Annotated in this window: 10 protein-coding genes; 4 read left to right on the top strand and 6 right to left on the bottom strand. The window is 73.0% G+C overall.

What is annotated here, in order from left to right; genetic code table 11:
* Positions 1-29 precede the first annotated feature (29 nt).
* On the bottom strand, positions 30-1,133 hold the full coding sequence (locus tag ACZ7GX_RS28430) for a pectate lyase family protein (RefSeq protein ID WP_498781015.1): 1,104 nt from the start codon (positions 1,131-1,133) through the stop codon (positions 30-32).
* On the opposite strand from ACZ7GX_RS28430, the gene ACZ7GX_RS28425 reads away from it, so the two are divergent.
* Positions 1,115-1,372, top strand: a complete 258-nt coding sequence (locus tag ACZ7GX_RS28425; protein ID WP_498781014.1) for a hypothetical protein — start codon at positions 1,115-1,117, stop codon at positions 1,370-1,372. The genes ACZ7GX_RS28430 and ACZ7GX_RS28425 overlap by 19 nt on opposite strands.
* A 101-nt stretch (positions 1,373-1,473) precedes the next feature.
* Here ACZ7GX_RS28425 and rph read toward each other — a convergent pair whose 3' ends face one another.
* From rph to ACZ7GX_RS28410, 3 genes are all read right to left on the bottom strand, one after another.
* On the bottom strand, positions 1,474-4,074 hold the full coding sequence (rph, locus tag ACZ7GX_RS28420; protein ID WP_498781012.1) for a rifamycin-inactivating phosphotransferase: 2,601 nt from the start codon (positions 4,072-4,074) through the stop codon (positions 1,474-1,476).
* 240 nt (positions 4,075-4,314) lie between these two features.
* Positions 4,315-5,772 (bottom strand): ATP-binding protein, encoded by a 1,458-nt coding sequence (locus tag ACZ7GX_RS28415; protein ID WP_498781057.1) that lies wholly within the window; start codon positions 5,770-5,772, stop codon positions 4,315-4,317.
* Positions 5,772-7,451 carry an NAD(P)/FAD-dependent oxidoreductase gene (locus ACZ7GX_RS28410; protein WP_498781010.1) on the bottom strand — a complete coding sequence of 560 codons (1,680 nt, stop codon included), beginning with the start codon at positions 7,449-7,451 and terminating at the stop codon, positions 5,772-5,774. The genes ACZ7GX_RS28415 and ACZ7GX_RS28410 overlap by 1 nt, the downstream gene beginning before the upstream one ends.
* Positions 7,452-7,506: 55 nt before the next feature.
* On the opposite strand from ACZ7GX_RS28410, the gene ACZ7GX_RS28405 reads away from it, so the two are divergent.
* Positions 7,507-10,641 carry an ATP-binding protein gene (locus ACZ7GX_RS28405; protein WP_498781008.1) on the top strand — a complete coding sequence of 1,045 codons (3,135 nt, stop codon included), beginning with the start codon at positions 7,507-7,509 and terminating at the stop codon, positions 10,639-10,641.
* A gap of 59 nt (positions 10,642-10,700) precedes the next feature.
* Positions 10,701-12,182 (top strand): bifunctional 3-(3-hydroxy-phenyl)propionate/3-hydroxycinnamic acid hydroxylase, encoded by a 1,482-nt coding sequence (locus ACZ7GX_RS28400; protein WP_498781006.1) that lies wholly within the window; start codon positions 10,701-10,703, stop codon positions 12,180-12,182.
* A gap of 47 nt (positions 12,183-12,229) precedes the next feature.
* Here the strand turns inward: ACZ7GX_RS28400 and ACZ7GX_RS28395 are convergent, their stop codons facing one another.
* Both ACZ7GX_RS28395 and ACZ7GX_RS28390 read right to left on the bottom strand, forming a co-directional pair.
* Positions 12,230-12,487 carry a hypothetical protein gene (locus ACZ7GX_RS28395; protein WP_498781004.1) on the bottom strand — a complete coding sequence of 86 codons (258 nt, stop codon included), beginning with the start codon at positions 12,485-12,487 and terminating at the stop codon, positions 12,230-12,232.
* A gap of 147 nt (positions 12,488-12,634) precedes the next feature.
* A complete protein-coding gene (locus ACZ7GX_RS28390; protein ID WP_498781002.1) occupies positions 12,635-13,057 on the bottom strand; it encodes a hypothetical protein in 423 nt (140 codons plus the stop codon).
* Between the two features lie 190 nt (positions 13,058-13,247).
* On the opposite strand from ACZ7GX_RS28390, the gene ACZ7GX_RS28385 reads away from it, so the two are divergent.
* Positions 13,248-16,313, top strand: coding sequence for a discoidin domain-containing protein (locus ACZ7GX_RS28385; protein WP_498781000.1), 3,066 nt, complete (start codon positions 13,248-13,250; stop codon positions 16,311-16,313).
* Positions 16,314-16,425 lie beyond the last annotated feature (112 nt).

Raw genomic sequence — 16,425 nt, 5'->3', positions numbered from 1 at the left:
GCCGGGGACGCGCCCGTCCGACCGCGCTGCTAGCAGCTGCCGTCCGACTCCTTCAGGCCGGTGTTGGCGCCCGCCGTGCGGCTCACGACGTTCGGCACGCAGGTGGCCTGGTCGAGCCGGAAGCTGTAGGGCACGTTGACCGTCGTCGTGGACTTGACGTCGGGACCGGCGGGCCTGTGGTCGCTGCTGGGCGCCGACCAGGTCACGTTGTCGAAGACGTTGCCGCTGACCTGCCAGTACCCGGCCTCGGTGGTGTAGAAGGTGCCCAGGACGTCACGGGAGTTCTTGAAGTAGTTGTTGTCCACCTTGGCCTTGGCGCCGACCCGGGAATTGATGCCCGACTCGTTCAGGCTCACGTAGTGGTTGTTGTACATGTGGGCGACGCCGCCCCGCAGCAAAGGCGCCCGGGAGTCGATGTTCTCGTACAGGTTGTGGTGGTAGGTGATGAACCCGTTCGAGACGTCGCTCTCGCTCGACCCGACCAGCCCGCCGCGACCGGAGTTGCGCAGGGTGCTGTAGGACAACGTCACGTACTGCGTGTTGTTCTTCATGTCGAACAGGCCGTCGTAGCCCTCCGACTCACCACCGGACGCCAGCAGGTTGACGTGGTCGACCCAGACGTTGCGGACGTTGCTCTCCATGCCGATGGCGTCACCGCCGTTGGACGTGGGCGAGCCCGACTTCTTGACGTTCCGCACGGTCACGTTGCGGATGATGATGTTGCGGGACTCGCGGATGTGGATGCCCAACTGGTCGAACACCGCGCCACTGCCGACGCCGATGATCGTCACGTTGCTGATCCGCTTGAGCTCGATCACGCCAGCGGCGGTCTCACAGCTGCTGCCCGAGACCTTGGCGGTGTTGCCGTGGTTGATCGTCCCGGAGACCTCGATGACGATCGGCGTGGAGCTGCTGGCCCGACCGCACAACGCCTGGTGGATCTGGGTTCCGGTGGTGGCCCGCACGGTCGCCCCGCCCTGGCCGCCGGTGGTCCCGCCGTTCTGGGACGCGTAGCCGGTCGCGGCGCCGGCCGCCGCCGACGCCGGTGACATCGCCAGCACCACGCTGGTCGAGGTCGCGACGGCCAACGCGGCCACGACCGCGGGGATCCGCCATGCGACTGATCGTTTCATTTCGTCTCCTGCGTCTTCGAAGGGTGGACGACGTGGTCCCACTCGGCGGCGGCAGCACCGATCGCGGCGGCGGACGAAATCAGCGGTGGCAACTCAAGCCTGCGGAAAGCTCCCGGCGAGCATTGCGCAACCTCGTGCGACAGGCAACAAAATTCACGATCATGAACCGCCGGACGCGCCGTGCCCACGCGGGCACGACGCGACTTCCCGGCGAACGTCCGGCCGATTCACGGATCTGAATGGAACAGCGCGACAACCGCCGCCGACCGCATTCCCTTCGCCACATTTCACCCCGGCCGGGGGAAACGCCGACCAGCCGGCCGCGCCCGGCCCGGGTTCGTCACGGCTCGGTGAGGACCTCGACGTGCCCGTCGGTCCCGTTCACCCGGATCCGCTGCCCGTCCCTGATCACGTGGGTGGCGCGTGCCACCCCGACGACGGCCGGCAGGCCGTACTCCCGCGCGATCACCGCGCCGTGGGTCATCAGGCCGCCGACCTCCGTCACCAGGCCCGCGATCGCGACGAACAGGGGCGACCAACTGGGGTCCGTGTGCGCCGTGACCAGGATGTCGCCCGGTTCGACGTCGGCGTCGGCCAGGTCCAGGATGACCCGGGCCCGCCCTTCCACGGTCCCGGCGGACACCGCCAGGCCGACCAGCGCGCCCGCGGGCAGGTCGTCACGCCGGTACGCCCCGTTGAGGGTCTCGCCGTCCGAGGTGAGCACGCGCGGTGGCGTGAGCGCCTCGTACGACCTGAACTCGTCCTTGCGCCGGCTGACGAGTTCGTCGTCGACCTGGCGCGTGCGCACGACTTCCTGGAATTCCTGGAACCTCAGGAAGAAGACGTCCTCCTCCTCGCGGAGCACGCCGGCGCTCACCAGGCGCCCGGCCTCGGCCAGCAAGGCCTGCTTGTAGACGAAGTAGCGGCGGATCATCCCGTACTTCGGGTACTCGCGGTACCCGGCGAACGTCCGGACGAGATCGATGTTCCGCTTGGTCTCCTCGGCCTTGCGCTCCCCGTCCGGCAGCGCCCGCAGGCGCTCCAGCACCTCCTGCTCCTTCTGCCACGCCTCCCGCCGCCCCTGCTCGAAGCGTCGCGCGCCGGCGCCCGGCCCGAGGTTCTTGACGTTGGACAGGAGCAGGGGCAGCAGGGTGGTGGGCCGCTCGGTCCACCGCGGCCTGGTGATGTCGATCTCGCCGACGCACCGCATGCCGTACCGGTCGAGGTAGGCCACGATGGCGTCACGCGCTTCCCGCCCGCCGTCGAGCCCGGCCAGCTCGTCGAGGAAGTCGTCGTCCGCCGCGTCGCGCAGGAAGGCGACGACCTCGGGGTGCGGGCGGATCACGTCCGCGACGTCGAGGAGCGCCAGTCCCATCTCCGACGTGACGTTGTGGGGCACGGACTGCGAGAGCGCGTCGGCCGCGTCCTTCTCGCCCAGCCACTCGTGCAGGTGCTCGTTGAGCCACCACGTCGCCCGCATCGCCGCCATGATCGGCTTGAGGCCGCGCGGGTCGAACAGGACCCGCCTCAGCTCCTGGAAGTCCGCCAGGATGAAGTCGAGCAGCTCGGAGCCGGACTTCGTCCTGATCTCGCGCTCCAGCGCGGCGACGGACGCCTCGCCCTGCCCGATCAGCTCCGTCACGAGGGCCGGGTCGGCCTCGATCGTGATCGGCTCGGCGCCGGGGATCGGCTGGACGGGACCGTCCTGCGGGACCGACGGGAGGAAGCCGTCGCGCTCGACGACGGTCCGCAGCGCGTCCTCGATCAGCGGATCGGACTTCCCCACCACCTCGAGGAAGCCGGGGCGGCTCGCGGGCGACGCGAGCAGCCGGGTGGCCTCGGCGAACAACCTCCCGCCCGCCTCGGCCATGGGCCGCTGAGTCGTCAACTGCCACACGGACAACCCCAAGGGCTTCATGGCGTCGGTCATCATCTGCTGATGACCGACGGAGACGTAGACGTGGTTCTCCCCGTCGTCGGTCTCCGGGATGGGGAACAGCGTGGTGATCGGCCGGCTCTGCACGACCTGGAAGTCGTCGTCGACCAGGCACCACTCGACGTCCTGGGGATGGCCGAAGTGCGCTTCGAGCCGCCGGCCGAGCCGCACCAGCCGCACGACCTGGGCGTCCGTCAGCGCCGGCTGCTCGCTCCGCTCGGGCTCGACGACCTGCTCCCGCGTCCCGCCGTCGGGCGAGGCGAGGACGGCGAGCTCCTTGGCGGCGACCGACTTGGCGAGGACCTCGTCGTCGCGCACCTGGTAGGCGTCCGCGTTCACCAGGCCGGAGACCAGGGCCTCGCCGAGGCCGAACACGGCCTCCACGGTGGCGACCTTCCGGTTGGACGTGACGGGATCGGCCGTGAACAGGACGCCGGACGCGTGCGGGAAGACCATCCGCTGCACGACCACGGCCATGTGGACCTTGCGGTGGTCGAAGCCGTTGCGCAGGCGGTAGGTGACGGCTCGTTCGGTGAACAGCGAGGCCCAGCACCGGCTGACGTGCCGGACGACCTCCGCCGGCCCCACGACGTTCAGGTAGGTGTCCTGCTGGCCCGCGAAGGACGCGCCCGGCAGGTCCTCCGCCGTCGCGCTCGACCGCACGGCGTAGGCGTCCCGCTCGCCGAGCCGGGCGAGCGCGCCGGTGATCGCCGCCGCCACGTCGTCCGGGACGACGATCCCTTCGAGGGTCTGCCGGATCTCCGCGCTGCGCGTGCGGATCGCCTCCCGGTCGTCCGGGTTCAGGCGCGACAGCCCGTCCAGCAGGTCGCCGAGCGACGGCGCCTCCCGCACGATCCGGTGGTAGGCGTCCGTCGTGACGCAGAAACCGGCCGGCACGCGGATGCCGTCGATCCGCGCCAGCTCTCCCAGGTGCGCGCCCTTGCCCCCGACCACGGCGACCTGAGTCCGGTCGACCTCCCGCAGATCGAGCACGTAGTCGCCCACCCGTTCACCTTCCGTCCGCCCCGTCAAAGCTTGCTCGCTCCTCGTCCGCACCGCCGGCCGTTGAACTCGTCCATGTGTTGTCACAGCGTTTACCGACACTCATTTCCGCAGGTTGAGGGCTTCGGCGGGACATTCTGCGGCACCACGGGGGCCTTGCCGCAAGACCCCCGACGAGCTATAAGTTGACAGTGGCGGGAAGGGCGCGATCTCCTCGCCTTCGTCTTTTACCGGAAACCCGGCTCAGTCACCCGGCCGGGCCACGTCCTCCGCATCGCCCGCCGACGGCGCGGTCAACGGCAGGTGGACCCGGAAGCGGGTGTCGCCGGGCTCGGACTCCACCCGGATGTCGCCGCGGTGGCGGTCGACCACGATCCGCCACGAGATGTCCAGACCCAGCCCGGTGCCCTCGCCCACGGGCTTGGTGGTGAAGAACGGCTCGAAGATGCGCCTCTTCACCTCGTCCGGGATGCCCACGCCGGTGTCGCCGACCTCCACCACCGCGTCCTCGCCGGCGCGGTACGTGCGCACGGTCAGCGTGCCGCCGCCGGCCATGGCGGCCACCGCGTTGTCGACCAGGTTCGTCCACACCTGGTTGAGCTCGGCCGGGTACGCGGGCAGCGGGGGCAGGGAGCGGTCGTAGTCCTTGACCACGCGCACCCCGTCGCGGAGCTTGCCGCCGAGCATCACGAGCGTGGAGTCGAGCAGTTCGTGCACGTCGACGACCTGGAACGGCGCACGGTCGACCTGCGAGTACTGCTTGGCCGCGCCGACCAGCGCGGACACCCTGGTGGTGGCGTCCTCGATCTCGTTCATCAACGTCTCGGTCTCGACCGTGTAGGCCAGCCAGCGCACGGCGGCCTCGGTGGCGGTCTGCGGGCACAACGCCGCCGCGCGGTCGAGCCACTCGACGTCCAGCCCGCCCGCGACCAGCACCGGCGCCAGGTCCCAGCCGCCGGACACGCCGTGCGCGTCCAGCCAGTCGGCGACCTCGTCCTCCAGGTCGGCGGTCTGCATCGGACCGAGCTTCGGCGCCTTCGCCACCTGCTCGACCGCGCTCTCCTGCAGCTCCACCAGCACCGGCAGGGTGGCCGGGTCGAGCGAGCCGCTCGCCAGCAGCGCGAGCTTGTGCCGCATCCCGGCGACCCGTTCGCGCAACGCCCCGGTGGCCCGCACCGCCGCGGCGGCCGGGTTGTTCAGCTCGTGCGTCAGCCCGGCCGACAGCGAACCCAGCGCGAGCAGCCGTTCCCGCTGGCTGACGATCCGCTCGGTGTTGCGCATGCCGAAGAACAGGCCCTCCAGCAGGTGAATGGCCATCGGGAACCACGAGCGGAACATCGCGCCGAAGTCGTGCGCGGGCAGCTGGTAGAGCCGCACGTCGGTCACCGCGTCGGCGGTCATCTGGTAGACCGTCCTGGCCTCCACGTCGGAGCCGAGGTAGGCCTGGGTGGCCCCGAAGTACGCGCCGCGGTGGTCGGTGCGGTTGGTCTCCACGCGCTGACCGCCGATGACGCGGCTGAGCGCCACCGTGCCGTCCAGCAGCACGAAGAAGCACGTCGCCGGCTGTCCTTCGCGCAGCACCTGGGAGCCCGCCGCGTGCGTCTCCACCTGGCCGTGCGCGACGAGCCACGCCAGCTGCTCCTCCGACAGGTGCTCGAACAGGAACAGCCCGCGCAGGTCGTCGACCGTCAGGTTCTCCATCACGACCTCTCCAGGTAGCGGTGGACCAGCGACACGGCCATCGCGCCGTCGCCGACCGCCGACGCGACCCGCTTCACCGACTCCGCGCGCACGTCGCCGGCGACGAACACGCCCGGCAGGCTGGTCTCCAGGTGGTAGGGCGGCCGGTCGAGGCCCCAGCCCTCGGGCAGGCGGCCGTCGGTGACCAGGTCCGGTCCGGCGAGCACGAACCCGCGCTCGTCACGGGCCAGCGTGCCGGTGAGCCAGTCGGTGTGCGGTGCGGCGCCGATGAACGCGAAGAGCCAGGACGCGGGCACGGTCGTCGTCTCGCCGGTCTTGTTGTGCCGCAACGTCAGCGTCTCCAGGTGCTCCTCCCCCGTGCCTCCGACGACCTCGGTGCACGTGCGCACCTCGACGTTGTCGACCCGGGCGAGCTGCTCGACGAGGTAGTGCGACATGGACCGGGCCAGCGAGTCGCCGCGCAGGACCAGCACCACGCGGCGGGCGTGCGCGGCGAAGTAGAGCGCCGCCTGGCCCGCCGAGTTGGCGCCGCCGACGAGGTAGACGTCCTGGCCCGCGCAGCTCGGCCCCTCGGTGGTGGCCGCGCCGTAGAACACGCCCCGGCCGGTCAGCGCGCCGAGGCCGGGCGCGTCCAGCATCCGGTAGGACACGCCGGTGGCGAGGATGACGGTGTGCGCGGCCAGCTCCGTGCCGTCGCCCAGCCGCACCACGCGTGCCGCGCCGCGGGCCTCCAGGCCGACCACGTCGCACGCGGTCAGCACCTCGACGTCGAACTTCAGCGCCTGCCGGCGGGCGCGGTCGGTGAGCTGCTCGCCGGACACGCCGTCGGGGAAGCCGAGGTAGTTCTCGATCCGGCTGCTGGTGCCCGCCTGACCGCCGGTGGCACGCCGCTCGACCAGCACCGTGCGCAGCCCCTCCGAGCCGCCGTAGACCGCCGCGCCCAGCCCGGCGGGACCGCCGCCCACCACGATCAGGTCGTAGAAGTCGGTGGACGGCCGGGTGGTCAGGCCGACCCGGGCGGCCAGCTCCGCGTCCGACGGCTCCACCAGCGCCTCGCCGTCCGCGGTGACGACCACGGGCAGCCGCGCGCCGTCCTCGCCGCACGCGGTGAGCAGCCGCCCGGTCTCCGGGTCGCCGTCGTCCACGGCGTGCCAGCGGAACGGGACGGAGTTGCGGGCCAGGAAGTCGCGCACCTCGTAGGACCGCGACGACCAGCGGTGCCCGACGACCCGGACCTGCCGGGCGGGCCCGCGATCGGCCGCGGACCAGGCGCGCAGCAGCTCGTCCAGCACGGGGTACAGCTTCTCCTCCGGCGGGTCCCACGGCTTGAGCAGGTAGTGGTCGAGGTCGACGACGTTGATGGCGCGGATCGCCGCGTCGGTGTCGGCGTACGCGGTCAGCAGCACCCGCCGTGCGGCCGGGAAGAGGTCCATCGCGGCCTCCAGGAACTCGATGCCGCTCATGCCGGGCATCCGGTAGTCGGCCAGCAGCACCGCCACCTCCTCGCCGCGCAGCTTGATCTCGCGCACCGCGTCGAGCGCCTGCTCACCGGACTCCGCCCGCACGACCCGGTAGTGCTCGCCGTACTTGCGGCGCAGGTCGCGCGCCACGGACCGGGACACGCCGGGGTCGTCGTCCACGGTGAGGATCGAGGGCCTCGCGACCTGAGGAGTCGTCATGTCCACATTGTCGTTCCCGCCCGGACGGCCGTCCCATCGCGGTTACCCTCTGCGGGTGTCCGGCGCGGTGCGGTTCGGGGTCCTGGGGCCGTTGACGGTGGAGCGCGACGGCGGGCGGCCGGCGCTCGGCGGGCCGAGGCAGCGTGACCTGTTGACGCTGCTGGTGTTGCGCGCCAACCGGTTCGTCAGCGCCGACTGGCTGGTCGACGCGCTGTGGGACGGGCGGCCGCCGGCCGGCGCTCAGGTCACCTTGCGGTCGTACGTGGCGGTGCTGCGCCGGTCGCTCGAACCGGAGCGCGGACGGCGTGCGCCCGCGGAGCTGTTGCGCGGTCACACCGGTGGCTACGAGCTGCGCGTGCCACCGGACGCCGTGGACGCCGTGCGCTTCACCGCGCTGGCCGGGCAGGGCGCGCGGGCGCTCGCCGACGGCGAGTGGGAGGCGGCCGGACGCCACTACACCGACGCGCTCGCCCTCTGGCGGGGCGAGGTGGCCGCCGCCGACCTCGCCGCCGTGCGACCGGACGCGGCACGCCTCACGGAGGCGCGGACCGCGGCCGGCGAAGGCCTCTTCACCGCCGCCGTCGCCGCCGGTCGGCACCAGGCCGTGCTGCCGGACCTGCGCCAGTTCGTGGCCGCCAACCCGAACCGGGAGAACGCCCGGGCGCAGCTGATGCTCGCGCTCTACCGGGCGGGTCGGCAGACCGAGGCGCTGGCGGTGTACGACGAGGGCCGCCGGCTGCTGGCCGACGAGCACGGCGTCGAACCGGGCGAGGCCCTGCGCGACCTCCACCGCCAGGTCCTGGCCCACTCCGTGCCACCGGTCGGTACGGGCGCCTCCCCGCTGACTCCCACCGCCACGCCCGACCACCGCCGCACCACGGCACCCAACGCCGCACCCGACCTCAACCACGCCGCACCACCCACCAGCCCGCCTGATCTCCCCCACGCCACCGCGCCCACCAGCCCGACCGACCGCCTCGACACCTCACCCGCCGACACCACCGGTTTCCCGCCGCCGGACCGACTTGTCGGTCGGACGGCCGAGCTCGCCCTCCTCGCTGACCTCCTCGCGGCATCGGGCCGGACCGGTGGCCGGTTCGCGGCGATCGTCGGCGAGGCGGGCATCGGCAAGACCACCCTGGCCGACGCCATCGCCCGTCGCGCCTCCGCCGCCGGTGTCCCGGTCGCGTGGGGCCGCTGCCCGGACCTCGGTCAAGCGCCGCCGTTCTGGCTCTGGACCCAGGTCGTGCGCGCCCTCGTGCCCCTGGCCGGCGACGCGGGCGCCGACCCGGCACTGGCGGGCTTCCGCGCGGGCCCCACCGCCGACACCGACATCGACCCCACCGCCCGCTTCCGCACCTACGACGCGGTCTCGGCGCTCGTGCACGCCGCCGCCCGCGCCACCGGACTCGTCCTCGTGCTGGACGACCTGCACGCCGCCGACGCCGACTCCCTGCTCCTGCTGCGCTACCTGGCCACCACCGTGCACACGTCCCGCGCGCTGGTCGTCGCGACCCTGCGCCCCTACGAGCGCGACCCCGCCCTGGTCGCCACCCTCGCCGACCTGGCCCGCAGCCCCGGCTGCCGACAGCTCAGACCGGCCGGCCTCGACGCGGACGCGGTCGCCGGCCTGGTCCGCGCGCACACCGGCGCGCCCGCACCGGCCGACCTGGTGCTCGACCTCCTCACCCGCACCGGCGGCAACCCGTTCTTCCTCACCGAACTGCTCACCTCAGCCGATCCGACCGGCACGCCGCCGCCGAGCGTGCGCGACACCGTCCGCCGCCGGTTGCACGCCCTGGACGACCGCACCCGCGACTGGCTCGACGTGCTGAGCGTCGCCGGCCGCGGCCTGGACGTCGACCTGCTCGAAGCCGCCACGGCCGCCGAGGTCCGGCTCACCCCGCACGTCACCCACCTGGTCACCGAGCCCGACGCCGGCGTGGTGCGCTTCCGGCACCCGCTGTTCGCCGAGGCCGCCTACGCCGACCTCACCCCGACCCGCCGTGCCGACCTGCACGCCCGGCTCGCCGACGCCGGCGCGCACGCCCTCACCCCGGCCGAGCTGGCCCACCACTACGGCCGGGCCCGCGGCCGGGAGGGCGACCACCTGCGCTGGACCCTCGAAGCCGCCGACGACGCCACCCGCCGCCTCGCCTACGAGGACGCCCTGGCGCACCTCGACCGGGCCGCCCCCCTGCTCACCTCGCCGGAACGGGAGCTGGCCGTGCAGCTGCACCGCACGTCGTTGCTCCAGATCACGGTCGGCATCGGCAGCGACGCCGTCGACCTGGCCGCCGCCCGCGCCCGCGAACTGCTCGCGCGCGTCGACACCGGAACCGACGTGCGCACCGCCCTGTGGACGCTGGGCGAACTGGCCTGCAACCGCGCCGAGTTCGCCATCGCCGCCGACCTCGCGGGCCGCCTCGCCGCGGACGACGGCGTGATCGGCGCCGCGGGCCACTACCTGCTGGGCGTGGTCGGCTACTTCACCGGCCGCCTGGCCGAGGCCGACCGCCACCTCACCGCCGCCATCGACCGGCTGCACGAGCTGGACCCGCGGGAGCTGGTCGGACGGGCCGGTCGCACGCCCACGCTCGCGACCCACGACTTCCGCGCCCTGGTGCGCTCCCTGCGCGGTGACGCGGACGCGGCCCGCGCCGACCTCGCCGCCGCGCACGCCCTCGCCGAACGCGCCGACGACCCGTACGGCCGGGCCAACGCCGCGCTGTTCGCCGCGTGGACCGCGATGCAGGAGCACGACGTCACCGCCGCCGTCGTCGCCGCCCGCCGGTGCCGCGAGATCGGCGCACGTCAGCACATGCCGCACTTCGTCACGACCGCCGACTTCTTCACCGAGTGGGCCGCGGTGCGCGGCGGGGACGACAGCCGCCGCGACGCGATGCGGGCGGCCCGGGACGGCATCCACCGGCTCGGCCTGCGCTCGACCCGCACGATCACCCTCGCCGCGATGGCGGACGCGCACCTGGCGACCGGGCACCACGCCACCGCGGCGGCGTTGGCCGACGAAGGCCTCGCCCTCGCCGAGCGGACCGGCGAACGGGTCCTCGCCGCCGAGCTGCACCGCGTCCGCGGCCTGGCCACCGACGACCGGGCCGACCTGGTCACCGGCGCGCGACTGGCCGAGGCACAGGGCGCGGACCTGGTGCGAGCGCGCTTCCCACGCTGATCCAACAGAACTCCAACAGCCCTCCGCTGACATGTCACCCGACACCAGAGGGAGGACGCATGGAGTTCGACGTCGTAGTGGTCGGGTGCGGGCCGGTCGGCGCGCTCACCGCCAACCTGCTCGGCGGCCGGGGCGTGCGCACCCTGGTCGTCGAACGGGACACCGCGCCGCACCGGCAGCCGCGCGCGTTCTCCTGCGACGACGAGGCGTTGCGGATCTACCAGCAGGCGGGCCTGCGGACCGAGGTGGCCGCCGACATGCACCCGCCGGGACGGGCCGAGTACGTCAACGCCAAGGGCCGGGTGTTCGCCACCATCGCCCTGGACGAGGTCGACTTCGGCCTGGGCGGCCGTCCCCTGCACTTCTTCGACCAGCCGCGCCTGGAAGCGGCCCTGCGCGCCGGGCTCGACCGGTTCCCGCACGTCACCCTGCGCACCGGTGTCGAGCTGATGCGGCTCACCCAGGACGACGAGGCCGCCACCGTCGTCCTGCGCGACCTCGGCACCGGCGCGGAGACCGAGGTGCGCGCGAAGTACGTGCTCGGGTGCGACGGCGCGCGCAGCACCACCCGGGTCGCGGCCGGCATCGCGCTCACCGGCACGTCCTACGCCGAACCGTGGCTGGCGGTCTCCGGTGACGTCGCGCCGGGCGCGGTGCGGGTGCCGCACACGACGTTCGTGTGCGACTGGCGGCGGCCCGCGTTCGTCTCCCCCGGCGCGTTCGACACCTACCGGTTGGAGTTCATGCTGCGCCCGGACGAGGACCCCGCGGACATGACGGATGCCGCGACGGTCGCCCGGCTCGTCGCGCCCTACGTCGACCCGGACCGCTTCACCGTCACGCGCGCGATCGTCTACACGTTCCACCACCTCGTCGCCGAGCGCTGGCGCGACCGCCGGGTGTTCCTGCTCGGCGACGCCGCGCACCAGATGCCGCCGTTCCTCGGCCAGGGCCTGTGCAGCGGGCTGCGCGACGCGGCCAACCTCACCTGGAAGCTCGCCCTGGCACTCGGATCGGACGACGCCGAGTCGCTGCTGGACAGCTACGAGGCCGAACGTCGCCCGCACACCGAGGCGATGGCCCTCACCAGCGTGCGTCTCGGCCGGGTCTTCCTGGTGCGCAACAGGTTCGCGGCTTTCCTTCGGGACGTGGTGCTGCGCGCGGCGCAGGCCGTGCCGCGGGTGCGCCGCCTGGTGCGCCACTTCGAGTTCAAGCCGCTGCCCGCGCTGCCGGACGGGCGCGTCATGTTCCCCCAGCCCGAGGTGGTCGTCGGCGGGGCGAGGCTGCTGCTCGACGACGTCCTCGGCCCCGACTTCGCGGTCATCGGGCCGGGCGTGGACGCGGGCACGGCGCGGGACTGGTCCGGTCCGCCCGCGCGGTTCCTGCGGGTGGTGGCCGACGGCCAGCCCTGCGCCGAGGACGACCTGGTGGACGTCACCGGCGCGCTCACCGCCTGGTTCGCCCGCCACCGCACCGACGTCGTCGTGCTGCGCCCCGACCGGTTCGTGCACGACCGAGGGACGTCCGCGGCGGCGCGGTGACCGGCTCACCCCGCGCCACCGGGCTCGACGGCGGCGATCAGGCGAGGTCAGGTCAGGAAGACCCAGTAGAAGTCCCAGACGTCCCCGTTCGGCCAGCAGACGTAGTAGTCGACGCCCTCGGGGATCTTCGCGCCCTCCGCTTCGCACTCCTCCTCGGTCGCGAAGGTGGCCATGTACTGCCAGTAGTCCATCGCCGCGGGCGCGGCTTGGGCGGGCTCGGCCAGTGCAGGTGCGGCCAGGGCAGGGGCGGCTTGGGCGGTACCGGCGCCAAGGAGCAGCAGGGTCGCCAGGAGCAGTGCTCGCATCGGGGTTCTCCCTCTCGCGGAAAACGCTTTCCACACGGCGGCGCCCCGATCACAGCACAGCCACCGCACGCCTGGCAACGCGCCGCACGTACCCGCGCTCACCGCGCCGAAGTCCCGGAACCGGCCGCACGCGGCGACCGCCGCCGGTCAGCCCTCGGTCTCGTCCGCGAGGTCGACGTCGGCGAGGTCGTCCACGCCGACCACGTCACCGCCGTTGAACACCACCACCAGGCCAAGCTCGGTGAAACCGGGCACGCGGCACTCGGCGAACCGGACCAGCCAGTCCCGACCGGGGTGGAAGGTGAACTCCGGGTCGGCCACGGCGTCCGGCCCGTAGCCCGGGTGGTCGCGCAGGTGGTCGGCCACGGCCTCGTGGGCGGTGGCGAGCAGCCGTTGGCGGTCGCGCAGGACCGAGCCGATGAACGGCAGGTCGAGGTCGTCGGTGGTGGCCGGTTCCTCCACCAGCACGCTCACCGACGTCCCGGCGGCGGTCGTGTTCCAGCACGCCACGCCTTCGGGAGCGTGGTCCACCGGGGTCAGTTCGCCGAAGCCGGGAATCGCGATCGTCACCGGGCGATCCTATGCGCCGCTCCCGGACCCGACCGGAACCGGGCCACCGGGCGCGGGAGAACCGGTCCGCCGGTCTCTTGACGGCGGCACGGCGGGTGAAGTTCGCTGTGGGAGAGCGCTCTCCGAGAGTTTGTCGACGATCCGCGGCCGGCGGCACACCGGCCGCGGGTCACCCCTGCCTGGAGTCGCCATGCCCGAAGCGCCCGCCCGGCACCGCCGCCGGGTCCTGCCCCTGCTCGTCGTCCTCGCCGCCCTGATCGCCGGGCAGCTCACCGCGTCACGGGAAGCGAGAGCCGCCGGGGTCCTGCTCTCCCAAGGCAAACCGACCACCGCCTCGTCCACCGAGAACGCGGGCACCGCCGCGTCCGCCGCCACCGACGGCAACGCGGGCACCCGCTGGTCCAGCGCGTTCGCCGACCCGCAGTGGTTGAGCGTCGACCTCGGCGCCACCGCGACGCTGGACCGCGTGGTGCTGACCTGGGAGGCCGCCTACGCGACCGCGTTCCAGCTCCAGACCTCGGCCGACGGCGCCACGTGGACCACGGTCCACACCGCGGCAGACGCCACGGGCGGGACGCAGTCGATCCCGGTGACCGGCACGGGTCGGCACGTGCGGCTGTTCGGCACCGCCCGCGCCACGGGCTACGGCTACTCGCTGTGGGAGTTCCAGGTCTACGGCACGACCGGTGGGCCCGCCGCCGGCACGCCGATCTCCGAGTACAAGCGGGTCGCGGCCTCGACGTGGGAGGGCGGCAACGCGCCCGCCGCGGCGCTGGACGGCCGGCCGAACACCCGCTGGTCCAGCCAGTTCGCCGACAACCAGTGGCTGCGGGTCGACTTCGGCGGCGTCGCCTCGGTCAACCAGGTCGTGCTGAACTGGGAGGGCGCGTACGCGAAGGGGTACCGGCTGGAGCTGTCGAACGACGCGGTGAACTGGACGCAGGTCTACGCGACCACCACCGGCACGGGCGGCGTGGAACGGCTCACCGTCGGCGGCACGGGCCGTTACCTGCGGTTGTTCGCCACCGCGCGGGCCACCGGCTACGGCGTCTCGCTCTGGGAGTTCCAGGTCTTCGGCACCGTGGACACCTCCGCGGCCACCCCGCCGTTGCTGTCGCCGCCGACCAAGGCGCCCGCGGTGACGGGCCGGTTCGCGCTGTCCGCGCCGGCCGACCAGGCGATGATCACGTCCACCCGGCGTCCGGCCTTCTCGTGGGCGGCGGTGCCGGGCGCGGTGCGCTACCAGGTCTGGCTCAACGTCAGCCGCACGGACTACGACTTCACCGCATCGGGCAACCTGATCGACCTCTACACCAAGGTCGCCGAGCCCACCGGCACCGGCTACACGCCGTCGTGGGACATCACCGACCGGTGGACGTACAAGTGGTTCGTGGTCGCGGTGGACGGCTCCGGCGGCACCAGCGCGTCGAACATCCGCACGTTCAGCGTGTACGTGCCGACGCTGACCTCGGTGGACGACGGCGTGCGGGTGGTGAGCGGCAGCCGTGACCTGAACAAGAACGGCGCGATCGAGCCGTACGAGGACTGGCGGCAGCCCGTGGAGGCGCGGGTGAACGACCTGCTCGGTCGGATGACGATCGAGGAGAAGGCCTACCAGATGTTCTACAACGCCCAGGTGTTCCCGCGCTCGGGCTGGCACTTCGGGCCGGCGGAGGCGCAGGACCTGCACACCGCGCTGCTCGGGTCGAGCGGCACGCGGCTCGGCATCCCGTTCGTGTCGGCGGGCGACACCATCGCCGGGTACAAGACGACGTACCCGTTGCAGAGCGCGTTGGCCGCGGCGCGGAACTACCCGTTGCAGTACAAGCTCGGCGACATGCAGCGGCGCGAGCAGCTGGAGGTCGGCGCGCGCGGTGTGCTGGGGCCGTTGGCCGAGGTGGGCACGAAGGTGCTGTACCCGCGCATCCAGGAGGGCAACGGCGAGAGTTCCGAGGTGGCGTCGGCGCAGGTCCGGGCACTGGTGGCCGGGTTGCAGGGCGGGCCGGAGCTGAGCCCGGGTTCGGTGCTGGCGACGGTGAAGCACTGGCCGGGCGAGGGCGCGGGCGGTGAGGCGTTGATCGTGTACGACAACGTGACGATCAAGTACCACACCGCGCCGTTCCGGGCGGCGATGGAGGCCGGCGCGGTGAACATCATGCCGGGGTACGCGGGCAGCTCGCTGCTGGACCCCGGTGGTCCGGGCGCGGGTGACAGCGCGAAGATCCTCGCGTACCTGCGGCAGAACCTCGGGTACACCGGGCTGATCACGACCGACTGGTTGCCGTCGGGGTCGTGGGTCGGCGCGGCGAACGCGGGGTCGGACGTGATGGGTGGCGCGGACCCCGGTGCGCCCGGGTTCACCATCGGCGGGTTCACCTCGGCGGTGCCGGCGGCGCGGATCGACGACGCGGTGCGGCGGGTGCTGCGGTTGAAGTTCAAGCTCGGGATCTTCGAGAACCCGTACGGCGACCCGGTGAACGGGCCGTACCGGTTCCACAAGCCGGAGTACGCGGCGCTGGCGAACCAGGCGTCGCGCGAGGCGATGACGTTGTTGAAGAACACCAACGGCGTGCTGCCGGTGCGGCTCAACCGCGGTGACAACATCGTGGTGGCCGGTCCGCGTGCCGACGACACGGCCGCGTGCTGCATCTGGACCAGCTACTTCCACCAGGAGTACGGGTCGCAGACGATGTTGCAGGCGATCCGCACGCGTGCCGCGCAGGCGGGGGTGAACGTCCACAAGGACACCGGGCCGTCGCCGAAGCTGGCGATCGTCGCGGTGGGCGAGACCTCGTACACCCACGCGACGAGTTGGCCGAAGGAGCAGCCCTACCTGCCCCCGGACCAGCTCGCGGTGATCCAGGACTTCCACCGCCAGGGCATCCCCGTCGTGGTCGCCCTGGTCCTGCCCCGCCCGTACGTGATCACCGAGTGGCACGACCTGGCGAGCGCGATCGTCGTGACGTACCGCGGCGGTGAGGAGATGGGCCCCGCCTTGGCGTCGCTGCTGTTCGGCGACTACACCCCGACCGGCAAGCTGCCGTGGCAGCTGCCGCGTGCCCTGACCGACGTCCTGCGCCCCGGCGGCACCGACACCCCGGCCGACGCCACCGAGCACTGGGACGTCCCGTACGACCTGGGCGCCACCGCCGCCGAACGAGCCGACATCCGCGCCCGGATCGACTCGGGCGCCCCCGTACCCACCACCTACGGCAACCCCCTCTACCCCTACGGCTCCGGCCGAACCACCTGGTGAACCCGCGTGTCCTACCCACCCCGGGGGGGGGGGGGGGGGGGGGGGGTGGGGGGGGGGGGGGGGTGGGGGGGGGGGGGGGGGGGGGGGGGGGGGGGGGGGGCGCAGGGCTGAA

The sequence above is a fragment of the Actinosynnema sp. NPDC037264 genome, assembly GCF_055603705.1.
The sequence above is the reverse complement of the archived record's forward strand: the minus strand, read 5'-3'. Positions and strand labels throughout refer to the sequence as shown.